General features: G+C 64.7%; 21 protein-coding genes and 2 pseudogenes. 15 read left to right on the forward strand and 8 right to left on the reverse strand.

Features of this window, described 5'->3' with window-relative positions:
* Nucleotides 1–120 precede the first annotated feature (120 nt).
* Nucleotides 121–1,533, reverse strand: coding sequence for an amino acid permease (locus tag QFZ30_RS15215; RefSeq protein WP_307077584.1), 1,413 nt, complete (start codon nt 1,531–1,533; stop codon nt 121–123).
* Between the two features lie 54 nt (nt 1,534–1,587).
* Nucleotides 1,588–2,685: a histidinol-phosphate transaminase gene (hisC, locus tag QFZ30_RS15220; protein WP_307077586.1), complete on the reverse strand. Its 1,098-nt coding sequence runs from the start codon at nt 2,683–2,685 to the stop codon at nt 1,588–1,590.
* Between the two features lie 93 nt (nt 2,686–2,778).
* Here hisC and QFZ30_RS15225 point away from each other — a divergent pair, with 93 nt between their 5' ends.
* A complete protein-coding gene (locus QFZ30_RS15225; RefSeq protein ID WP_307077588.1) occupies nt 2,779–3,282 on the forward strand; it encodes an Lrp/AsnC family transcriptional regulator in 504 nt (167 codons plus the stop codon).
* A gap of 120 nt (nt 3,283–3,402) precedes the next feature.
* Complete coding sequence (locus QFZ30_RS15230; protein WP_307077590.1) at nt 3,403–5,061, forward strand: thiamine pyrophosphate-binding protein; 1,659 nt, start codon at nt 3,403–3,405, stop codon at nt 5,059–5,061.
* A 144-nt stretch (nt 5,062–5,205) separates the two neighbouring features.
* Here QFZ30_RS15230 and QFZ30_RS15235 read toward each other — a convergent pair whose 3' ends face one another.
* On the reverse strand, nt 5,206–5,877 hold the full coding sequence (locus QFZ30_RS15235; protein WP_307077592.1) for an SRPBCC family protein: 672 nt from the start codon (nt 5,875–5,877) through the stop codon (nt 5,206–5,208).
* A gap of 192 nt (nt 5,878–6,069) precedes the next feature.
* On the opposite strand from QFZ30_RS15235, the gene QFZ30_RS15240 reads away from it, so the two are divergent.
* Nucleotides 6,070–6,387 (forward strand): hypothetical protein, encoded by a 318-nt coding sequence (locus tag QFZ30_RS15240; RefSeq protein ID WP_307077594.1) that lies wholly within the window; start codon nt 6,070–6,072, stop codon nt 6,385–6,387.
* Nucleotides 6,388–6,493: 106 nt separating this feature from the next.
* Here the strand turns inward: QFZ30_RS15240 and QFZ30_RS15245 are convergent, their stop codons facing one another.
* A complete protein-coding gene (locus QFZ30_RS15245) occupies nt 6,494–6,814 on the reverse strand; it encodes a GYD domain-containing protein (protein ID WP_307077596.1) in 321 nt (106 codons plus the stop codon).
* A 341-nt stretch (nt 6,815–7,155) separates the two neighbouring features.
* Here QFZ30_RS15245 and QFZ30_RS15250 point away from each other — a divergent pair, with 341 nt between their 5' ends.
* Entirely contained in the window at nt 7,156–8,112 is a 957-nt protein-coding gene (locus tag QFZ30_RS15250) for a lipid kinase (protein ID WP_307077598.1), read from the forward strand.
* A 21-nt stretch (nt 8,113–8,133) separates the two neighbouring features.
* On the opposite strand, the gene QFZ30_RS15255 is transcribed toward QFZ30_RS15250, so the two are convergent.
* Entirely contained in the window at nt 8,134–9,207 is a 1,074-nt protein-coding gene (locus tag QFZ30_RS15255) for a methyltransferase (RefSeq protein ID WP_373462895.1), read from the reverse strand.
* A gap of 326 nt (nt 9,208–9,533) precedes the next feature.
* Here QFZ30_RS15255 and QFZ30_RS15260 point away from each other — a divergent pair.
* A pseudogene (locus tag QFZ30_RS15260) lies at nt 9,534–9,905 on the forward strand (diacylglycerol kinase); the annotation flags it as partial.
* A gap of 117 nt (nt 9,906–10,022) precedes the next feature.
* Here QFZ30_RS15260 and QFZ30_RS15265 read toward each other — a convergent pair.
* The gene (locus QFZ30_RS15265; RefSeq protein WP_307077602.1) at nt 10,023–10,610 is read right to left on the reverse strand and encodes a hypothetical protein; all 588 of its coding nucleotides are present in this window, start codon (nt 10,608–10,610) and stop codon (nt 10,023–10,025) included.
* Between the two features lie 184 nt (nt 10,611–10,794).
* On the opposite strand from QFZ30_RS15265, the gene QFZ30_RS15270 reads away from it, so the two are divergent.
* From QFZ30_RS15270 to QFZ30_RS15280, 3 genes are all read left to right on the forward strand, one after another.
* Complete coding sequence (locus tag QFZ30_RS15270) at nt 10,795–11,169, forward strand: PadR family transcriptional regulator (RefSeq protein WP_307077605.1); 375 nt, start codon at nt 10,795–10,797, stop codon at nt 11,167–11,169.
* Complete coding sequence (locus tag QFZ30_RS15275) at nt 11,166–11,582, forward strand: hypothetical protein (RefSeq protein ID WP_307077608.1); 417 nt, start codon at nt 11,166–11,168, stop codon at nt 11,580–11,582. The genes QFZ30_RS15270 and QFZ30_RS15275 overlap by 4 nt, the downstream gene beginning before the upstream one ends.
* A 165-nt stretch (nt 11,583–11,747) precedes the next feature.
* Nucleotides 11,748–12,773 (forward strand): DUF808 domain-containing protein, encoded by a 1,026-nt coding sequence (locus QFZ30_RS15280; protein ID WP_307077610.1) that lies wholly within the window; start codon nt 11,748–11,750, stop codon nt 12,771–12,773.
* A gap of 96 nt (nt 12,774–12,869) precedes the next feature.
* Here QFZ30_RS15280 and QFZ30_RS15285 read toward each other — a convergent pair whose 3' ends face one another.
* Nucleotides 12,870–14,246: an FAD-binding oxidoreductase gene (locus QFZ30_RS15285; protein ID WP_307077612.1), complete on the reverse strand. Its 1,377-nt coding sequence runs from the start codon at nt 14,244–14,246 to the stop codon at nt 12,870–12,872.
* Nucleotides 14,247–14,832: 586 nt separating this feature from the next.
* Between QFZ30_RS15285 and QFZ30_RS15290 the strand changes: the two genes are divergently transcribed.
* The 5 genes from QFZ30_RS15290 (at nt 14,833) to QFZ30_RS15310 (ending at nt 17,769) form a co-directional block, all read left to right on the forward strand.
* Nucleotides 14,833–15,573 (forward strand): DUF4386 family protein, encoded by a 741-nt coding sequence (locus QFZ30_RS15290; RefSeq protein ID WP_307077614.1) that lies wholly within the window; start codon nt 14,833–14,835, stop codon nt 15,571–15,573.
* Nucleotides 15,574–15,711: 138 nt separating this feature from the next.
* Entirely contained in the window at nt 15,712–16,719 is a 1,008-nt protein-coding gene (locus tag QFZ30_RS15295; protein WP_307077616.1) for a bile acid:sodium symporter family protein, read from the forward strand.
* Nucleotides 16,720–16,828: 109 nt separating this feature from the next.
* Nucleotides 16,829–17,041: a glycerophosphodiester phosphodiesterase gene (locus QFZ30_RS15300; protein ID WP_307077618.1), complete on the forward strand. Its 213-nt coding sequence runs from the start codon at nt 16,829–16,831 to the stop codon at nt 17,039–17,041.
* A 42-nt stretch (nt 17,042–17,083) separates the two neighbouring features.
* Nucleotides 17,084–17,218 (forward strand): hypothetical protein, encoded by a 135-nt coding sequence (locus QFZ30_RS15305; protein WP_307077620.1) that lies wholly within the window; start codon nt 17,084–17,086, stop codon nt 17,216–17,218.
* A 20-nt stretch (nt 17,219–17,238) separates the two neighbouring features.
* Nucleotides 17,239–17,769 (forward strand): methyltransferase family protein, encoded by a 531-nt coding sequence (locus QFZ30_RS15310; protein ID WP_307077621.1) that lies wholly within the window; start codon nt 17,239–17,241, stop codon nt 17,767–17,769.
* Between the two features lie 360 nt (nt 17,770–18,129).
* Here the strand turns inward: QFZ30_RS15310 and QFZ30_RS15315 are convergent, their stop codons facing one another.
* Entirely contained in the window at nt 18,130–20,283 is a 2,154-nt protein-coding gene (locus QFZ30_RS15315; RefSeq protein WP_307077623.1) for an acyltransferase family protein, read from the reverse strand.
* Between the two features lie 118 nt (nt 20,284–20,401).
* Between QFZ30_RS15315 and QFZ30_RS15320 the strand changes: the two are divergent.
* Nucleotides 20,402–20,724: pseudogene (locus QFZ30_RS15320) on the forward strand (hypothetical protein).
* A gap of 137 nt (nt 20,725–20,861) precedes the next feature.
* The gene (locus QFZ30_RS15325) at nt 20,862–22,112 is read left to right on the forward strand and encodes an MFS transporter (protein ID WP_307077625.1); all 1,251 of its coding nucleotides are present in this window, start codon (nt 20,862–20,864) and stop codon (nt 22,110–22,112) included.
* Nucleotides 22,113–22,171: the final 59 nt, after the last annotated feature.

The following is a 22,171-nucleotide window of genomic DNA, read 5'->3' on the forward strand; positions in this document are numbered from 1 at the left end:
CCATCCCGGGATGGTGGCAGGGCCCCATTGGAAGGCCGATGACGAAGCACGGTGGACGCGACGCCTAGTCGAGGTGGCCGACTTGGCAGCGTCCCCGCGGAGTGGTTTACAGCGCCTGTTTCAGTCGATGAGCACCGACTGCTTAGCACCCTCCGACGATTCAACGCCGCCCACAACCTTCCCGGAACGGTGGTGAAGCCAGTTCGCCACCGCCAGAAGCGCTACGAGTGCGAAAGTGCTCAGGAGCTGGGGACGGGAATCCTCGCCGATGAAGCCCACGGTAAAGATCGCAACGAGGATAACCAGGCCCAGCACCGTCAGCCACGGGAAGCCGGGCATCCGCAGCGGAAGTTCCGTCCCCTCACGGTCGGCGCGGAGGCGCAATGCGAGCTGGGCAAGGAGCGCGGACGTCCAGACCAGCAGGCACGTCGAGCCCACAATGTTGAGCAGGACGCCAAGCACCATCTCGGGGAAAACCAGCTCCAGTACAACCGTGACAACTCCGAAGGCAACGCTTGCCAGTACCGCGACCACCGGAACCCGGGCCGTGGAAACCGAAGCGAGCAGACGCGGCGCTTCGCCCCGCTCGGCCAGGGAGTAGGCCATCCGGGAGGCGCCGTAGAGGTTGGCGTTGAGGGCGGAGAGCAGTGCTGCCACGGCCACCAGGGTGATGGCGGTGGCTGCGCCGGGCATGCCCGCGGCCTCCAACACGGCAGCGAACGGGCTTTTCAGCCCGGCCGAACCCACGGGAACCACCGCAGCAATAACGAAGATCGCACCGATGTAGAAGACCAGGATGCGCCACAGCACCGTGCGGACTGCTGTCCGCACACTGCGGGCAGGCTCCGCGGTCTCAGCTGCCGCCACGGACACGATCTCGGTGCCGCCGAACGCGAATGCCACCACGAAGAGTGCCGTGGCGATCCCGGCGAAACCATCGGGCGCGAATCCGTGTCCGGTGAAGTTGGCCAGGCCCGGCGACTGGACGCCGGGCAGCCAGCCGAAGAGCAGGGCAGCGCCCACCAGGAGGAACCCGACGATTGCTGCAACTTTGAGCAAAGCGAACCAGAACTCGAACTCGCCGAAGTTCTTCACACTGGTGAGGTTCACTGCAGTGAGCACCACGATGAACACGAAGGCCATCAGCCACACCGGCAGGGCCGGGAAGATGGTGGCCAGCAGGCCCGCCGCACCCAGCGCCTCGGCCGCGATGACCACCACCAGCTGCAGCCACCAGAGCCAGCCCACGGTGGCACCGGCCACCGGCCCGTAGGCCTTGGCGGTGTAGACGGAGAAGGCACCGCTGTCCGGGTTGGCGGCGGCCATCTCGCCGAGCGCCCACATCACCAGGATGATGAGGGTGCCGGCCACGAGGTAGGAGATCAGCACCGCCGGCCCGGCGGCTTGGATGCCGGCGCCGGAGCCGATGAACAGGCCCGCGCCGATGGCGCTTCCCAGGCCCATCATGGTGAGCTGGCGAGGTTTGAGTGCGGCGCCGAGGGCGCGGCCAGACGTCTTTGTCTGTTGTTCCATGGGGATTCCTCTGGTTGTAGGTGGAACTAGTTGGGGTGTTGGGTCAGTTAGTTGTCAGGCCGCGTGGGCTTCCAGAATCCGGAGCACACGGTTGTTGGAGGCGGAGTCGGCCACGGTGATCCGCACGCCGTCGCCCTGGTACGCCCGGACCAGGATGCCCGAGGCGTCGAACGCGTCCACCAGGCTCGCCCGGAGGCTGCCATCCGCACGGATCCACAGGAAGTTGCCCTGGCTCGGCTTCAGTTTCCAGCCCCGGGCTTCGAGATGTGCGGCCATCCGTGCACGCTCCTGCCTGACGGCGGCCACCCGCGCTTCCATCTCCTCCCCCGCGTCCAGCGAGGCGACGGCGGCCATCTGGGCCAGCGCGCTCACGGCGAAGGGAAGTGCGGTGCGGCGCAGTCCCTCGGCGATGGTCGGCGCCGCCACGGCGTAGCCCACGCGCAGGCCGGCGAGTCCGTAGGCCTTTGAGAAGGTGCGCAGGATGCAGACGTTCGGGTACCGGCGGTAAAGGGCCAGGGAATCGGGGCCGCTGCCCGCTTCAGCGTATTCCACGTAGGCCTCGTCGATCACCACCAGGACGCTGGAAGGCACAGCCTGCAGGAAAACCTCGATGCGTTCGTGGCTGATCGGCACGCCGGTGGGGTTATTGGGGGTGCAGAGCAGGATCACCTTGGTGCGGTCGGTGACGGCCGCGGCCATGGCGTCCAGGTCGTGGCCCTCGGCCTCGTCCAGCGGGATGTGGACCCGCCGGGCCCCTGCCAGCTCAACCAGGATGGGATAGGCCTCGAAGGACCGCCACGCGAAAATCACTTCATCCCCGGCGTCGCACAGTCCGGTGATGATCTGCTGGAGGACGCCCACGCTGCCGGGCCCCACCGCGACTTCTCCGGCGGTGACGCCCAGGTGCCGGGCGAGCCGTTCACGGAGTTCGACGGCGGCGCTATCCGGGTAGCGGTTCATGGTGCTGGCCGCTTCGGCCACCGCAGCCGCGGCAGCAGGCAATGGTTCGTAGTGGCTTTCGTTGCTGGCGAGGGCTGCGATGTCCATGCCGGCGCTGCGCCGGCCCGGGACGTAGGACGGAAGCCCGGCCACAGCGCCACGAAGGGCGGGGAGCACGGTATCCGGTGCGGTCAGGAGTTGATCACTGGTCATGAGGACCGATCATGGTTGTGACCCGGCCCACAATGCAAGATACCCTCATCCCATTGGGACTTCTGCTCAACCTCTAGTGACTCTGGTGAAAATATGACCATCCCCAGCCCCCGCACCCTCGATTCCCTCGACGGCAGGATCATCTTGGCCCTGGACAAGGATCCCGAAGCCAGCGCCCTGGCACTCTCCCGGACGCTCGGCGTCGCACGCAACACGGTCCATGCCCGGCTGGCCCGGCTCGAGCGCAGCGGCGCCCTCCGCTCCTTCAGCCGCAGGCTGGACCCCGCCGCGCTGGGCTACGACCTGATGGCCTTCCTCTCCCTGTCCATCAGCCAGACGCGGACGGGTGCGGTGGAAGACGGGCTCGCCGCGATCCCGGAGGTCATCGAGGTACACGCCACCACCGGGGACGCGGACCTCATGGCCAAGGTGGTGGCCCGGAGTACGGCCGATCTCTACCGCATTACCAACCAGATCCTGGAAATCGAGGGGATCCAGCGGACCAGCACGGCCATTTCGGTACTGGAACTCATGCCGCCCCGCTACGACGGCCTCCTGAGCCGGCTGTCAAAGCAGGAAGCCCGCCCTTCTGACTAACCAACGGTGACGCACGCCACAAGCAGTCATATTTTCAGTTTGAGCCTCGGCTTCCTGCCAAAAGTCCCACTCCAATTCGGCTCTGTTGCCTATCTGGGGGCTAAGGCAGAAGATTCCTGCATGAATTCACTTACCGTCTCCGGCCGCGTGGCGCAGGTCCTCAGCAGCTATCTCAACGATGTCTTCGGCGTCATGGGCAACGGAAACGTCCATTTCCTGGACGCGTCGGAGAAGCTGGGCCTCCGCTTCTCCCCCGTCCGACACGAAGGCGCCGCCATCGCGGCAGCCGACGCGTACTACCGGGCGTCGGGACGCCTCGCAGCGGGCACCACCACCTACGGCCCCGGCTACACCAATGCACTCACCGCCTTGGCCGAGGCGGTCCAGGCGCAAATCCCTGTCGTGCTGGTCACCGGGGACGCTCCGAGCAGCGGCTCCCGGCCTCAGGACGTGGACCAGACGGCCATAGCCGGGGGCCTCGGCGCGGCCACCTTCACCGTCACCCGCGACGCCGCAGGCTCCATCACCCGGCAGGCAGTGGAGTACGCACTCACCAAGCGCACCGCCGTCGTGATTGCCATTCCCTACGACCTCGTGGCACTTGAGGCTGCGGAAGAAGAACTTCCGGCGTCGTTGGCACCTCAGGTAACGGACGACGTCGACGGCGGCCTTGGGCAGGTAGCCCGGCTGCTCGCCGGGGCGAAGCGGCCGCTGATCCTCGCCGGCCGCGGTGCGCATCTCGCCGGAGCCGGCCCGGAGCTCCGGGAGCTCGCCGACCGTCTGGGCGCCCTGACCGCCGGAACAGCCCTGGCGCTCAACCTCCTCGAGGGCGACGGGTACCTCGGCGTCGCCGGCGGCTTCGGCACGGATACTGCGGCAGGGCTCATGGGTGAGGCTGACGTGATCCTGGTGGCCGGGGCGAGCCTGAGCCCCTTCACCATGCGCTTCGGGCACCTGCTCGGTCCGGACAGCACGGTCATCCAGATCGACACCGCCCTGCAGCCCACGCACCACCGGGTGGACACGTTCGTCAGCACTGACGTGAAGTCAGCTGCGGGCCACATCCTCCGGGTCCTGGATGGCGGAACTTCGAGTGAAGCCTGGCGCGCGGAAGCCCGCAGGCGCCTGGCCGAAGGACCGGCCCACTCTGCAGGCTCCGCGGAGACCCCGGACGGCCGGCTTGACCCGCGCTCCCTTGCCGCGGCACTGGATGCCATGCTGCCGGAGCGTCGCACGGTGGTCCAGGACGGCGGGCACTTCATGGGCTGGGCACCCATGTATTGGCGCATTCCGAGGCCCCAGGACCTGGTCATGGTGGGGACCGCGTACCAGACCATCGGGCTCGGCCTTGCCAGCGCCGTCGGGGCGAGCCGGGCCGTGGAGGACGGCCGCACCGTGGTGCTGGCGTCCGGCGACGGCGGTTTCCTGATGGGCCTGTCCGACCTCGAATCGCTCATTGCCGCGGCAAGCAGTGCCGTCGTCGTGATCTACAACGATGCCGCCTACGGAGCCGAAATCCATCAGTACGGCTCCCAGGGCCTGACCGAAAAGCCCATGCTGATCCCTGAGGTGGACTTCAGCGGCATCGCCCGCGCCCTCGGTGCCGAGTCTGCGATCATCCGTTCACTGGCGGACCTTGATGACCTCAGGGACTGGATCGACGACGGCGCCAAGGGAACCTTCGTGGCCGACTGCCGGATCACCTCGAGCGTCCGGGCCCCGTGGATGAGCGAGTGGATGAAGGCCAAGCAGGACGCGAAGGCGGCGGTGGCCGGCTAGCTGGTGGTGCCTGCCGCACACACCCAACGGGCCGCCGTCGTAATTTACGACGGCGGCCTGCCGGCAGGCTGCCAAACTCCCCTAGTGTCCCGGCTATGAGATCGCTACCTTCCAGTGTCGATTTGGGCCACAGATTACCCGCCGCTAGAGGTTCTGGTTGCCCTTCTGCACGGACTGCCTCTCCAGCAAGTGCCCGACTTTTTCCACAAAGCTTCGCTCATACGCCCGTATCGCTTGCTTCTGGACAGCCGACATCGGAACCGGGAATTCAATCAGGGTTTCCATCGTCAGCCTGCAGCCAACCGTGGTGGGTTCCAGGGTGTACGTCGTAATAGCGGACGGGAGATCTGGCGGACAGACCGCTCTCGTCACGGCAGTGCGACCAGGAACTTCGCTGAGAACTTCAATGACCGAAACTTCGCCATCTGCCGAGATGAAGCACTGCCGCTCGCCTTCCCCATCCGGGGTACCAGGCACTTTGAATGCCTGGGCATCACCATCTATGAGCATGGCAGCCTCGGCGGGCCGGATCAGCTGCCAAACAGTCTCGGGCGCGTGTCCGTACTCTGCAGCGGCATGTGAATGAAAGGTGTGCGCCCGGAATGATTCTCCCGCGGCCATCCGGCGCATGTTTTTGACATTGCAATAGTGCCACCCGAAGTAGGCCAGCGTCAGTAATAGCCCGCACCCTAACAGGGTAAGAACAGCTACGCCGCGGGGGTCCTGGCTTTTGAATCGGGACACTCCGTACAGGGCGAGTGTGATAAATCCAGTTATCTGGAGGATAGCCGCATAAACACTTACTGCTCGCTTCACTCGATAACAGTGACACGTTGACGCCGGTCCAGGAAGCAGGACGATATTGAACCGCCGACGTGCAGGCGACTTCTGAAAGTGACGGGCGGACGCGCAGCAGCTGGCCTGAAAAGGGCATTTCTCCCCTGTGCACCGCCCGCCGTGGGGACTAGCGTGATGTGCATCAGTGTCCACCGCCGTCGAGGAGTCGTCATGGCCGGGTTTGTGCAGATCATCGAATTCAGGACCTCCCGCATCAAGGAGATCGAAGAGCTGGGCCGTCCCTCAAGAACCGAGGGAAGCACCCAGCCCACGTTCCGTCGCATTGTTGCCGCGGCGGACAGGGACCACCCAGGGACCTATTTCACCATCGTCGACTTCGATTCCTTTGACTCCGCGATGGAGAATTCCGGCCGGCCGGAAACATCGGAGTTCGCTGCCAAGATGGCGGCACTGTGCGACGGACCCGTGGTCTTCCACAATCTGGATGTCATGTGGGAGGACACCGGAGACGGTGCGCAAACCGGCTAGGCGCAGGACATGGCCTCCGTAAGTCCCATTCCCTAGCGGGCCGCCGTCGCAATTTACGACGGCGGCCCGCTGGCAGGGTGCCAAACTCCCCTATTGTCCCCGGCGCCTATTGTCCCGGGGCGCGGTAGGACGGCGTCTTCCTGGCTGCTTCGTCGAGGTCTTCCACGGACAGGAGCGGCTTCAGGCGGACGTTGACGCTCCCCGTCGAATTGATCAGCAGCGACAGTGCTGCGGCACTGGCATCGTCCGGCGCCTCAAAAACGCCGAGGACGTCGTAGTAGCCAAACGCGTAGTAGAAGCTCTCCAGCGTTCCTCCCACGGAGCTGAGGGCCTCCACCAAGGCATCACGCCTCTTGGTGCCGCCTTCCTCCATGAGCCCCTTGATTCCCTGGCCAACGTACGTCGCTTCAAACAGATACTTCGGCATAGTCTTTCCTTCCCTGGATCCCTGTCACGGTGTTCCACGGCCATCCGGAGGGCATCCGCGGACCCCGTAGGTTTGATGCAGGATGACGTCCACACAGAATCCTCCTCACCTGGCTCCCCCATGGCCTTGCAGGAACGGTGCCCAGATCCGGCCCCTTATCCCGTGGAAACGGGGTGAATGACCCCGCTACCGCCGACGCTATTCCTCGGGCTACAGGCAGTCAATACGCGGGGATATCTAATGGCCGGTCCCTTCCGGGCTCAGGCTCAGTCCCCCGGGCACGCACTAGATCCCGCCCAGCCCCTGCGGGAATTCACAGGTCAACGGCCTAACATGTCCACATGAAGGCTGCCCGGGACGCCCGCTCTGCCGCCGTGGTGATCAACGCCGGATCACGCAGAGGGGCGGCACACGAACTTACTGTGGACACGATGCGAAAGGCAGGCGTGCCCATCTCCGCCGTGCACCACGTGCTGTCGGGGGCAGACCTGGCCGGGACGCTTGACCGGGTGCTTGCGGACGGGCACGACCTGGTGGTTGTCGGTGGCGGCGACGGGACTGTGTCCTACGCCGCCGGTCGGGTTGCCGCCACCAACGTCGTGCTCGGCGTTCTTCCGCTGGGCACCGCCAACGACTTCGCCCGCACACTGGAGATACCGAATAATCTTGCCGAGGCGTGCGCCTCCATCGCCGAAGGCAAGGTGGTGGACATCGACCTCGGCCGGGCCAACGGCGAGCCATTCCTCAACGTCGCGTCCGTGGGCCTGTCGGTGGCTATTACCGAAGCTCTCAGCCCCCGCCTGAAGCGGCATCTCGGGCCGCTGGCCTACGGCGTTGCCACCCTGCGCGCTTATGCCGGGCACAAGGCGTTCCGGGCCCGTCTCGAGTTCCCCGAGGGGGACCACGAGCCTTTGGAGCTCGAAAACCTGCTTCAGGTGGCCGTCGGCAATGGCCGGCACTACGGCGGAGGCAACACGGTCTCCCCCACGGCAGGGATCGACGACCACACCCTTGACATCTACGCCATCCTGGCAGGGCCGCTCCGTGAGCACGTGAGTATCGCGCGGTTCCTCAAGGACGGAAGCTTCATCGAACACGACCGGGTGCACCACCTGACCAGCCGGCGCGTCCGGCTGGTCACCGATCAGCCGCTGCCGGTGAACCTCGACGGCGAGATCGCAACGACCACCCCCACCGACTTCACCATCCAGCGCAACGCCGTCCACGTCGTGGTACCTCAGAGCAGCAACAGCGCATTGTTCGACGGACCGGGCGCCGCGAACTGGCCGCCGTCGTAATTTCCGACGGGAAGCTTGTGACTATCGGCTGACGAGCCGCCACAGGGACGTGACCTCGGCCGTGCGCGCCTCGAACAGGGGATCGTCGCGGTCCGATGCCTTCGGATGCGTTGGCTTGGTGTCGAGCCGTTCGATCACGGTCAGCCCGGCCGCCTTGATGGCGGTCAGCAGATCGTCACGCGACCGCAGGCCAAGGTGCTCGGCCAGGTCGGAGAGGACCAGCCAGCCCTCACCGCCCGGCTCCAGGTGGTCGGGAAGTTCGTTCAGGAAGCGGAACAGCATCCTGCTCCCGGGGTCGTAGACGGCGTTGTCCAGGGTGGAGTGCGGCGTGGCCGGAATCCAGGGCGGGTTGCACACGACGAGCGGTGCCCGTCCGGGCGGGAACATGTCGGTCAGGACGGCCTCAGCACGGTCCTGGACACCGAGGTTCCGGAAATTCTCAGCGGCGCAGGCGATGGCACGCGGTTCATTGTCCGTCGCCACCACGCGGTGGACGCCACGGCGCGCGAGGACGGCAGCGAGCACCCCCGTGCCGGTTCCGACGTCGAACGCCAGCGTGTCAGAGGGCAGCGCAGCGGCGGCCACGAGATCCACATATTCACTCCGGGTGGGGAAGAACGTGCCATAGTGCGGGTGGATGCGGCCCTGTAGGGCATCGACGTAGACGCCGTTCCGTCGCCACTCGTGGGCGCCAATTGCCCCGACAAGCTCATGCAGGGACACAACGGAAGATTCGCCGACATCGCCGTACGCTTCAGCGGCGGCCTCCCGGATATCCGGTGCCCGGCGCAGCGGCACCACCGGGCCCGGATCAAGGGGAATCAGCAGGAGGCCGAGAATGCGTGCCCGATGTGAGCGGGACTGGCGATGCCGATAGAACGTCTCGGCCGGAGTTCCTGCGATCTTCTTTCCGGCGCCTACCCGCCGGTCCAAAGCGTTGAGGATCTGCCGCGCATTGTGGAAATCACCGTGCCAGAGCATCGCGATCCCCTGTGACGCCATCCGGTTCGCATCATCGGCCGTGAGGGAATCGGAGACAACTTCGACGCGCGTCGGCGCAGGCCTGCTGTTCGCCGAACGCCATCGCGCGGCCATGGTGACACCAGCCTCGACCCAGGACACGAGAGCGGGCTCGTCCTCCGCAGCTGTGTGCGAGGGCTTGGGGTCCGACGTCGGGATTTCCAGGGGAGCTGGTGTGTCAGTACTGATATAGATCCATTCCAAGAGTTGGGGCGATCGGAGACTGACGATTGCGGCGGCGATTCCACGACGTCCCAGGCTACGGCCCAGGATTCCGAACCGTCATCCGGCCGCGAACCGAGCTTGGTTGATGGACGCTGGAACCATTCAACCTGCATTGTCAGGATACAGGTGTGCCGTGGCCGGCGCCCCCGCTTCCGCTGCAGCAGCTGGCTGCCGCCCTGCTTCAGGTGGCCGTCGGCAACGGCCGGCATTACGGCGGCGGCAACACGGTTTCCCCGACGGCTGGGATCGACGATCACACTCTTGATATCTACGCAATCCTGGCGGCGCCGCTCCGGGAGCACATGAACATCGCACGGTTACTCAAGGACGGAAGCTTCATCGAACACAACCGGGTGTACCACCTGACCACCAGACGTGTCCGGCTGGTCACCGAGCTGCCGCTGCCGGTGAACCTCGACGGCGAAATCGCGACCACCACGCCCACCGACTTCACCGTCCAGCGCAACGCCGTCCACGTCGTGGTACCCCAGAGCAGCACCAGCGCGTTGCTTGACGGACCGGGCGCCGCGGACTGGCCGTCCCTTTGAAAGCTTGTTAGCCCCCTTCGTGGCCGGCGGCCGGATCACCTCGAGCGTACGGCGGCGCACCCAAGCCTGGCGCCGACGTCGGGCTCTTCCGTTCTGAACGCCAGGGCGCCGGAGTCGTCAGGGCGATGGCAGCGGGGAAGGTCCAGCAGCGGCCTTCCCCAAAAGCCAGCCCCACCAGATCAGGACGGCCCCAAAAAGCACGCCCGCGAGTAGGCCCAACACCGGAACGAACGGACCCTCAAGGGCGAGGAATAGAAAGCTGCTGACTGCCAGCAGCACCCCTGCTGCGCGGGGGAAAACGGAGCACCGGGCCGCCGCGGCACCGATCATCCCCAGACCCAGCAGCCATCCGAGGGCTGCAACGCCGACGACGGCAAACGGCCAGGAAGCCACCAGCGGCCCGTCCAGCCGAAGCAGGTCAGGAGCCCGCTCCGCAAGCACGGGAAATACTACGGCTTCGACGGCGGCAAGGGCGCCGGTACAGCCCGCACCCACCAGGGTGACTATCAGGCCTGCGCGTCCCAGCCTGCCCATCTGGTCCCCATGGGCGGCGACAATGCCGGCCGCTCCAAAAACTGTCAGAACAAAGACAACCAAGCCAGCCAGGTGCACAGGGACCCACCACGCCGCCGCTTCCAGGACCACGTCACTGACCGGCCGATCGAAAATACTCGGATGCAAAAACGTCAGAGCGATGAGCAACACACCGGTAACCGCAAACGACACTGCTGACAAGCGAAGAGAGACCCTCAACATGGCCATGTCTCACTATAGATTTTGGCGCCGCCGCTGGGAACGGAGTCGAACTGCTCACTGGCGGTAAGGAACTTCGGGCAGGAGAACATCACGTTCTATATCGCCAGTATTGTACATGCGGTATAGTACTGGCATGGCCAAGGAAAAGGAGCTTGCAAGCACCCTGAAGGACTGGGAGGCCGTTTTCCGTCAGGGCCTACTGACGTTCTGGACGTTCGTGGCGCTGGACGCAGAATGGCACGACGTAGCGAGCCTGAAGACCCGCGTAAAGCAGCTGACCAACGGCACCTATGACCCGGCCGACCAGACCCTGTACCGTCAGCTGCGCCGCCATTTGGATGTCGGCCTGGTAGAAGTGCGGCTTGAAAACAGTCCCGCCGGTCCGCCCAGGAAGCTGTACAGGCTCTCAAGGCGCGGGCGTCAAGTCCTGGAGCAGTTCGCGTACCGGAACATACAGCCGTTCTCACAACCCGAAGTCCAGAACATTATCGAGAGGACCCAGACATGAACCTACAGGTCATCCTGCGCACCAACCTCAAGTGGTTTATTCTCGTGAACACGATCAGCACTCTCGTATTCCTGCCACTCTTCAACCAGTTCGTTGTCACTGGAGCCCAGCTCGGTGCCGGCATCACGGGAGTCGCCTACGGTGCGGTCTGGTTTATCAGCGGGTTCATAACCGGTATCGCTGACAACGCTGCCACACGGCAATACCATCCGGCTATGAGCTACGCGGCTTTTTCTCTCCTCATGGCCATCGTCGTCTTCCTGGGCGGCAAACTCTTCTGGCCCACGATCATGCCGCTGAGCTGGACCGCTGTCCTGGTGTGCTCACTCGTGTGCGCCGCAGTCACCGTCCTTATCCAGATGAGAATGCGGCGGACCTACCAAGGGTACAGAGGCAAGGATCTGTTCGAATAGACGATCTGGCAGGAGCCCGCGGCAGGCCGTGCTGATCTCGTGACGGCCACCCCTACGGCGTCGACGGGCTGCCCGCCGTCGATATACTCCAAATATGCCAATCACTCGCCTCGACCCAGGCAACCACACTCAGCCGTCCACCCTCGAGCAGTACGGGAGCGATCTGTGAGCGGCGGTCTCGTCGCCCTGCTGGATGACATCGCAGCCCTGGCCCGCATAGCGGCCGCCTCGGTGGACGACGTCGCCGCCGGAGCGGCGAAGGCGGGGGCCAAGGCCGCCGGCGTGGTGATCGACGACGCCGCCGTCACCCCGCAGTACGTGTCCGGCGCGGACCCGTCCCGCGAACTGCCGATGATCAAGAAGATCTTCTGGGGTTCGCTCCGGAACAAGCTGCTGATCATCCTGCCGGCCCTGCTGCTCGTCAGCGCCTTCGTCCCCTGGGCCATCCCGTTCATCCTCATGCTGGGCGGCACCTACCTTTGCTACGAGGGCGCCGAAAAGGTCTGGCACAAGCTGCGCGGCCACCACACCGCGGAGGAGGATGCGCCCGCGGTTGAGCGCGGCCCGGAGGCCGAGGCCAAGGTCATCAAGGGCGCCATCACCACCGACTTCATCCTGTCCTGCGAGATCATGGTTATCTCGATGAACGAGGTTGCCGCAGATTCCTTGTTGTCCAGGGCGATCATCCTGGTCGTCGTGGCCCTCGTGATCACGGTTCTCGTGTACGGCGCCGTCGGACTGATCGTCAAGATGGACGACATCGGCCTGCACCTGGCCGCTAAAGATTCTGCAGGCTCCAAGCGCCTCGGCGAGCTTCTCGTCAGGGGGATGCCCGCCGTGCTGGCCGCAATCACCTTCATTGGGACCATAGCCATGCTTTGGGTTGGTGGCCACATTATGCTGCAGGGGGCCTACGACCTCGGCTGGCATGCGCCCTATGACATAGTCCATGTCCTCGAGCACCCCTTCGCCGGGATCGCGGTTGTGGGCGCCTTCCTGGCCTGGCTCGTGAACACCTTGTGCTCAGCCGTCATCGGGCTCGCCTGGGGCCTCATCGTCATGGCTATCGTGCATCCGCTGCTAAACGTGTTGCCGTTCGGCAAAAAGAAGGGCGGGCACGAGGAGGGCGACCTCCGTGCCGAACTTGCCGGCTATCGGCCGACGAAACGTAACGCGGATCCCTCCCCGTAGCGGTCTCGCCGTCGTTTTCTACGTTTCCTTGCGGTGAAGCCGGTCCCAGCACCCTGGGCGAGCGCCGCCGTCGTACTCCCCAGCCTCAACGCCGTCTCAGGCCACCGGTTTGATGTTCTGGTTGATATGGAACAGGTTGCCGGGATCGTACTTCGCCTTGATCTTGGCCAACCGGGGGTAGTTGCCGCCGTAGTTGTCCTCGATGTTGGACTGGTCGTCGGCATCAAGGAAATTAACATAGCCGGCGCCGGATCCATAAGGATGCAGGGCCTGTTGGTACTCTCTGACCCACCTCGTGTTGGCGTCGTTGTCCTCCGGGGACTCCCACATTCCGGCGATGGCTACCGAGAAGTTGGCATCCCGGTAAGGAAAGGCAGTCTCATCCCGTCCTACGCGTTGGGCCGCACCATTAATCGGGTAGAAATGATTGGCGGTTTGGGGACTGGGCACGCCGGCTCCGAAATTCCGGGCAACCCCGATCACATCGTCGCTCAGCTCTGGAAGGAACTCCGCCTTCCAATACGCCTGAAGGCCTTTCGGGAGAAGCGGGTCGAACAAAGTGTTGAGCATCGGGTACGGGAGCGGGCCGACAAACGATCCGGCAACTGGGGCGACACCCAGGAATTGCTGCCACTGCCTCTCGCCTTCATCGTGGGGACCGGTCCAGCCACCTACCACAACCACCACTGGCTTGCCGTGGTGCTCCTCCGGAAGGAAGGGGACCGGCGGGCCTTGGTGGAATCCGAGGAAGATACCCATGTCTTCGGGGGCTGTGGCGATATAGTCCCGGTACAGCTGCCCAACAGCCTCAGCGTGCTCGAGCAGATAGATCACTACACCTCCGTACACCACATCAACGGGATGCAGGCCGAATTCCAGGGAAGTGACGACGCCGAAGTTTCCTGTGCCGCCACGTAACGCCCAGAAGAGATCGTCATTCTCGGTTGCGCTGGCTGTGACGAACTTCCCGTCTGCGGTAACCACATCCGCGGATATGAGGTTGTCGCAGGACAGGCCGTGCTTACGGGCGAGGTAGCCGATGCCGCCACCGAGCGTTAGTCCAGCAACACCTGTGGATCCGATAATGCCGCCGGTTGTTGCCAGCCCGAACGCGTTTGTTGCATGGTTGAAGTCCGCCCAGGTGGTGCCTGCCTCAGCCCGGGCCGTTGAAGCAGCAGGATCTACCCGTACGCCCGTGCGGTCGGCGAAGTCCAGCACGAGGCCTCCGTCGCAGGTCCCGAATCCGGGCGCACTGTGCCCCCCGCCTCTAAGCGCGAGGTCCAGGCCCTGGTCGCGGGCAAAGTTGACTCCTGCGATGACGTCTGCGACTTGCGAAACACGCAGTATGGCCGCGGGATGTTTGTCAATCATGCCGTTATAGACGGTCCGTGATGCGTCATAGTGGGGGTGGTCAGAAGTGATGACCTGGCCTCGTACTTTTTCCTGCAGGGCCTGAAATCCGTTGTTGTCCATGGTGACTCCATTCGCCCCCGAGCATGCGTTCACGATCAGGGACTTTGGCACAGCCATCCCCCGGGCCGTGCGGGACATTCATGAAGCAGCCACTGCGGGCCCGGGAAAGAGCCCCGGAACAGACCGTCAGGCCTGATCCAGCGGCGGAGACCGGATGCGCCTGTGCTGCATGCGGCTTGGCATGCAGTTACCGGCGTGATTCGCGAACATACTCCTGCCGGCGAACCTGCTAGGCGAAGCTGGCGAGCACACCCATGGATCGACGACTAACCGTAACGTACGCCCGCCCGTTTCCAAGGTCAAGAAGCGGTTAGAAGGCGGTGTCCTCTACCGTCCAGTTGCCGGGGTAAAACAGGTGCACGTCCTACCGCACACTGGAGCCGCTGCCTCGGCAAATCTACCAATTCGCCTGGATGTGCATAACCGATCCGCTTCGTCACTGGCTTCCGATGTCCCCCGTCGCGGGCATCTTTAATGGGTCAACGCGGAAGGGCGCCAACCATCCCCCACCGGTCTACACTGATCGTAGGTTTGCACCCTTCGTGCTCCCAGTACGCTCAGGGCGCAGCTCCGGGGAGGGAACGCCATGGATGCCAGAGAGAATCCCGAGCCGCAGGACGGCCCGACGCCCGGCCAGGTCAGACCGGGCGGGGCGACGGGGAGGCCGGACCGCTGGGCCGCGGTGGCTGGTCTGGTGTTCACCGCCCTGGTTGTGGCCAGCATCTTCACGCCCGACGTACCCAGCAGCGACAGCCCGGCGGAGGACATCGCAGCCGAGCTTGCCGCGGACAGCACCGCCCACCGGCTTTCGCTGCTGCTGGGATTCCTCGCCGACGTGGCCTTCCTCGTATTCCTGGCCGGCCTCTGGAGCAGACTGCGCCGATGGGAGGACCCGGCCGGGATGTTCGCCGCGCTGGTCCTCGCCGCCGGCGCTGCCTTGGTGGCGCTCATGCTGGTTGCGGGGGGCCTGTACATGGCGCTCCTCCAGTACGCCTCCGCTGGCCAGCCCGACCCGGCGGTGCTTCACGCCCTCACCGTCCTCAACGAATGGGTGGGTGGTGCCCTTCTGCCCGCCGGTGTCGCAATGTTCCTCGGGGCGGCGGTGGCCATCCTGACCACCCGGGCGCTACCTCAGTGGCTGGGCTGGCTGGCAGCCGCCACGGCCCTGCTGCTGCTCATTTCTCTCTTGGGCGTATTCCAGACCACCACAGAGGGAGGCGTGGTCGGCATCGTCGGTTTCGTCGGCTTCCTGATCTTCTTGGTCTGGGTCCTGTCCACGAGCGTCGTGCTGCTGCTCCGGCCCGGCCGGCAGCCGGCCGGTCTATAACGGCACGAAGGCCCGGAACCACTTGCCGGGTCCGCCGGTGTTCGCGTCCAACGTCGAGACCGTCGGTGCATCCGCCCCCGCCGTCATCATCACACGCTAATTCTGGAACCCAACCCGCAGTGTGATAATCCGGTAGGTATGTCTTCCTTATCCGAATCTTCCACCACGGCATCAGCCGCGGAAGAACGCAGCGCCCGCGTCGCCGTCACTCTTTTCCCGGTGCTCATCCTGGCCGGGGGCGCCGTAGCGCTTGCCGCTCCAACAGCGTTCACCGGGCTGGCCCCTTGGATCAACCCCCTCTTGGGACTCATCATGTTCGGCATGGGGCTGACACTCACGCCCCCTGACTTCGCCGTCATTGCCAAATGTCCTGTCCCGGTGGTGATCGGAGTTGTGGCGCAGTACGCCATCATGCCGTTCCTGGGTTGGTTGATCGCGGCGGCGCTGGGGCTGCCGCCTGCTCTGGCCGCGGGCGTCATCCTTGTGGGCTGCTGCCCCGGCGGAACGGCGTCCAACGTGGTGTCCTACCTGGCCAGGGGTGACGTTGCCCTGTCCGTGGCGATGACCACCGTTTCGACGCTGATCGCTCCGCTGCTGACCCCGGTGCTCGCATTGTGGCTGGCCGGTCAGTACATGCCGGTAGACGCCGGTTCCATGGCGTGGTCCATCGTCCAGATCGTGCTGTTCCCTGTGCTGCTGGGACTCGTCATCCGAGTCTTTCTGCCGCGCCTTGTCGACAGGGCCCTGCCTGCCCTTCCTTGGATTTCGGTACTCGCTATCACGGTTGTAGTAGTTGCGGTGGTGGCCGGAAGCGCCAAGGCCATCTTCGCAGCCGGACTGCTGGTTCTCGTGGCTGTTATTCTGCACAACGGCCTGGGTTATGCCCTCGGCTACGGTGCGGCCCGTTTGTTCCGGCTGCCGATTCCGTCCCGGCGCACCACTGCGATTGAGGTGGGCATGCAGAATTCAGGCCTGGCAGCAGGGCTGGCACGGCAGTACCTGACTCCCGAAGCGGCCCTGCCTGGCGCCATCTTCTCCGTCTGGCACAACGTGTCCGGCGCCGTCCTTGCGGCTTACTGGCGCCGCCGCAGCACCCCTGCTTTACGCGACGGTGAGAAGGTTCCGGCGGCGGCGGTCACGGAGTAGGCCTAGTTTTCGCGCCGCCGTCGAGCGCTTGCAGGTAATCACGAGATAGAGAAGACGATGCCTCAGAACCCGCCGTACATGACGCCGTAAGCTCCTACCCGCCCCGGAGATGATCGCCGAAGCCCATACACTGGGCTTGCCCGTCGTCCCGTGGACCGGGAACACCACCGCGGACATGGAGCACCTGATGGACCTGGGCGTGGACGGAATCATCACCGACTACCCCACCCGCCTCCGCACCCTCATGGAGGACCTCGGCCTGAAGCTGCCAAGTCGTACGGGGTGTAGAGCGTGGATCAGGGTCTTCCGCTCACTGCACTGAGTTACGGGGACAGCTGATTCAGCACGCGCGTACCCTGAAGCTATGGAACCCGAAGTCCGGGGTCTCCGGCTCCGCACAGGCATCACCGTGCCGTGCCTGATCCAGGGCGAAGCCGACGCTCCGCCGGTGCTGCTGCCTCCCCCGGCCGACCCTCGCACGCCGTGGGACGCGCTGTGACGGGCCGCCCTTCAGCCTCCGTGGCTACGCGGTTGAAGGAAGTCTACGAAAACCTTCCGCTGCCTGCGCCCACCGTGGCCGCGCTGGCCATGGATCTCCTCCTTAACCGGCTCCGCCCCATGCCGCTTCCTGGCTCCAGTTCCCTCCACCGGATGGCCGGGGCCGGACTGGTGCTCGCCGGCGTCGGCCTGAATCCTTGGGCTCTGGCTGAACGTCGACGCCGGTCCGCGGGCCCTTTCGCGCTGGAGGAGCCGGAGGAACTGGTCACCAGCGGCCCTTACGCAATCAGCCGCCATCCCATGTACGTGGGCTGGTGGCTCATCCAACTAGGCGCGGGAACCTTGGCCGGTTCATCCTGGGTCCTCGCGACGCTGCCGGCCGAATTGCTTGTGGAACACCGCTACATCCTCGGCGAAGAGGCCACGCTGGCCGAGCTCTTCGGGCAGTCCTACGCTGAGTACGCGGAGCGGGTTCCGCGTTACCTTGATTACCGGCGGGCGCAGGCAGCCCGGTTACCAGGGCTGGTGGTAGTGGCTGCGCTGGCGTTCTAGGGGCATTAAGCAGCAAGTGCCGCGAATACCTTCACTTGAGAAGGTTTCCGCAGCACTTCAACCGCTCTGGTCTTCCCGCGCCACGAAGTGCCGGAGCGCATCCCTGTACACAGGGCGCTTAGACCACTGCCGCAGCGACAGAAAGTCAGACATGCGCGGGGCCTCGAGTGTGGGAGGCAGAGGCACGGCCGCCCGTACGGGGTGTCGATCAGCCACGCAAGCGGACCGTTGGTTTACAGAGACGTGCTTTTGCCAGTGTGGGCGCATGTATCGGTCACAGGCCGCCCTTTTCGTTACGGAGGCTGCTTGACATCCAAACGCCAACCCACCGGGGGCGCGCACAACGGTGCTGATGCCGCGTCAGGGAAGCAAGGCGGCCGCCTCAGCCAGAGAGCGACGCAACCACAGGGCGTAGTTGGTGGAGATGTGCTGAGCATCCTCATGGGTTGCATATCCCGCGACAACCGCGGGACAGACATCCTCCGCGCACAACCACGGAACTACGTCCACGTATTCCGCGCCACCGGCCTCGGCGACGCGCTTCTCCATCTCATTGTGTTCGGTGTCCACCGCGTAACTCCGCTGAGTGTGGCAGCGACGGACGTCGTCGGAATTCGATGTGACGCAGTCCTGGGGATCCTTTTCCGAGTACGCGATGTCCCCGATCACGACCACACGATCACTTATCGCGCTCAACGACTTTATGGTCGAGGCGAGACCCTCCTCCCAGGCCGCCTCCGTGTTTTCTTTGTCAGGGCGCCCATCCTTCTCAAGCCAAGTACCCTGACGCTGACCCGAGATGAGGACGACGCTCGGGCGAAGTGCCTCGATCTTCGCCAGCGAGTCAGCACGGAATGCCTTGCACTCGGGATAATCACCCTTGCGCTTCGCGTTGTAGACCGAAAAGTCGGCTGGCGGACACGAGAACATCGAAAAGACTTCGAAGCGCCGCCCAAGTTCAGTGGCTGTCACGCCGAGCGGACTTTCCCACATCTGAGCGTGCGAGTCGCCATAAACCACGACTGTCTCGCCGCCGCTGGCGTCACCATAGCTGCATTTGACTTTACCTGTTGGGGCATCCAGGCCCCTTATGCAGGCATGTTGATTGAAGAGGAATCTCCCAACAGGCGGCTCCGGCGGCCACCCTGCAACGTTTACGCTGTCAGCCACGGCCTTTGCCACTTCGTCAGCCGTCGGTAGGTCACTGCCACGGGCAACTGCAAACTCGCCGAATTGGTCTGCGGGGGAAGGCTTGGGCAGGATCGACACCAGAATGCTCGTGAGGCCAAGTGATAGCGCCACCAGTGCGGCGCCGAAAGCCACGCTGAGTGACGGCCGGCGGGCCTTGAGCCAACTGGAGTTCCGTACGGGCAATTCCACATACTTGAAGGTAACGACAGACAAGGCCAGCGCCACACCGACAAAGGCAAGCTTGGTGGTCATCGCCAGTTCGGTCCCGAGCGATGCCGCGGCGAGGATCAGCACGGGCCAGTGCCACAGGTACAGGGAATAAGAGAGCTTGCCAAGCCATTGCAGAGGCCGACACTGCAGGACCACTTCGGCTCCTCGATTCGGTGTGATTGTCCCGCCGATTATCACAAGAACCGTTCCGCCAACCGGAAGAATAGCAGCGGATCCTGGGAACCTGGTGTACTCGTCCAGCGTGAGCGCTGCTGCCGCAATCGCGATGAGTCCAGACACACTCGTAACGGCAGCAAGAAAAACCGGCAGCCGCATGATCGTCGGTGTGAGCACGGCAAGAATTGCGCCAGCCGCAAGTTCCCAAGTCCTCGTCAAGGGAGAGAAGTAGGCCGCACTCGCGTTCTCCGTCGTCGCGTACACCGACCACGTAAGGGAGACTGCAATCGTGACAGCGAGGAGAAGCGTCAGTCGCGTGCGTAGCGGAACTCTCCGTCCGATCGCAGCGACCGCCATCATTGAGACGGGCCAGAACAGGTAGAACTGCTCTTCGATGGCCAGTGACCAATAGTGCTGTAACGGGGATGGAGGAAGGTCGCTGGCCCAGTAGTCCGTCCCTTGCGAGATTTCGCGAAAATTGCTGGCGAAAAGCGCGGCCCATTGCCCGTCTTCGGCGGTCCGAGCAGCACTCGTACCACCGACCAGCACGAAGGATGAGACCACTGTGACGGCGAGGACAAGAGTCGCGGCAGGCAGGATTCGCCGAGCCCGCCGTGCATAGAACCCCAAGAGGGAGATCCGCCTACCCCGTTCAGCTTCTTTGAGCAGGAGGCCGGTGATGAGGAAGCCGGAGACCACGAAGAAGACGTCGACACCGACGTAGCCTCCTTGCAACGCCGGCACGCCTACATGGTTCAGCACGACCAGTAGAACTGCGATCGCGCGAAGACCCTCTATGTCCGGACGGAACGTCCGTGGAACCGATGAAGGGCGATCGGCTCCCTTCGTGGCGAGCTTACGCGTTAGCAGCCGGCGTCGGCGTTTACGCGCGTCAACGTGGTTTCCATTGAGCAATCCACTGGCCAGATGCACCATGTCGCCCCTTTGGCCCGACGTCTCTTACCGGCTCGTGCGGCCGACCGTACCGCTCTTTGCGGTCAGAATCAATGCATTTCCCCGATGTTGGCGGCAGAGTCGGCGGGATAATGGAAGCATGACCGATCAGGATCAGGACCGGGACCCCTGGGAGGAGTTCGACCGGCTCAAGCCCGCCGGCCCGGACCGCGTCGCAGGCTACCCCGGCGGAGAGCCGCAGGGCTTTGGCTTCCGGACCGGTGTGCGCAGCGCACGGGTGGCCTTCGGTTCGCCGTCTACGCGCTGATCCTCGGAACCGCGCTGGTCCTCACCGGCGCCGTCGTCTTCATCAGCCAAGGCCAATGGCTGCTGCTCGGACTGATGGTGCTGATCGAGGCGGTCTTCGTCTTTGGCTTCATCCGGCTCGTAAACCAGGCACGCAACCGCCGCTCAGCGGGGTAGAAATAACCTGACGCGAGTGTCGCTACTCACGGCTGCTATGGCGGGAGAACACCTCATTAATCGGGTAAAATTGGTGGAGGAATTGTTCGGCCCAGAGCCCGGTTCCACTCCTCCCCCTTGAAATGGAACACTCCCCCATGTCCTCCGCGATTTCCGCGCCGGCAACCCAGCGTTTCCCGCTGGCCGCCATGATGGTCCTGGCCACCATCGCCTTCACCGCTATCACCACCGAACTGCTCCCCTCCGGCCTGCTCCCCCAGATCAGCTCCGGCCTCAACGTCTCCGAACCGGTGGCCGGCTACCTCGCCGCAGCCTACGCCGCCGTCATCGTCATCACGGTGGTGCCGGCCGCACGGCTGCTGGGCAAGGTCCCGCGGCGGCCCCTGCTCGTAGCGCTCGTCCTGACGTTCGCCATCAGCAACGCAATGGTGGGCCTCGCCCCCGACTTCACCGCAGCGATGGTTGCCAGGCTGGTGGGCGGCCTGGCCCACGGACTGCTCTGGACCACCATGGCCCCCTACGTCACGCGGGTGGTCCCGGCCCACAAGGTAGGCAAGGCCCTTGCCGTCGTCTTCAGCGGCAACAGCCTGGGCCTGGCAATCGGCGCGCCCATCGGCACCGCCCTGGGCGGCTTCCTCGGCTGGCGCGCCGCGTTCCTGTTCCTCGCCGGCTTCAGCCTGCTGCTCGCCGTCCTGGCCTTCTGGCTCCTGCCGTCCGCCCGACGCGCCGCGGGCGAGGCCCGCCCGTCCCTGCGCAAAGCAATCGCCCAGCCCGGCGTGAAGCCCGTTGCCATCGCATGGCCGCTGATGATCCTGGCCCACTTCGCGCTCTTCACCTACATCGCCCCGTTCATCCGCGACGCCGGCCTGCCCGACTATGCCATCAGTCTCTCCCTCACCGTCCTGGGCGTCTCCGGCCTGGTCGGCATCTGGATCGCGGGCCTCACCGTCGATTCGCATCCCCGCCGTTCGCTCCTGATCACGACGGCGGCAATCGCCGTCTCGATGCTCCTGTTGCCGTTCGTGGGCGGCAGCCTTCCCTTTGCGCTGGTGCTGATGACCGTGTGGGGCGCCGGCCTGGGAGCGATCGGCATCTACAACCAGTCAGCCATCCTCCGCGCCGGCCGCGAAAACAAGGACGCCGCCAACGGTTTGACGGTCCTGACCATCCAGCTCGGCATCACCATCGGTGCCCTCTACGGCTCCGCTGCCCTGGTGGTGGCCGGCCCGCTGCTGGTACCGGCCGCCGCGGCACTCCCGGTCATCGCCGCCCTCCTCGTCACCATCGGCGGCAGGAAGGCTGCCTACCCGCCGGGCCCCCGCGAATCGGTGTGGAAGAGCCCGCGGCCTGTCAAGGAAACCGAGGGCACGCGGTTGCCAGTTCGATAATCCGCAGTAACCCCCTTCACGCGCATCGCTCCCCGCCGAGTAAGCAGCTTCAGGGAGCT

Origin of the sequence: Arthrobacter pascens, assembly GCF_030815585.1 — a bacterium.
Lineage (GTDB): Bacteria > Actinomycetota > Actinomycetes > Actinomycetales > Micrococcaceae > Arthrobacter > Arthrobacter pascens_A.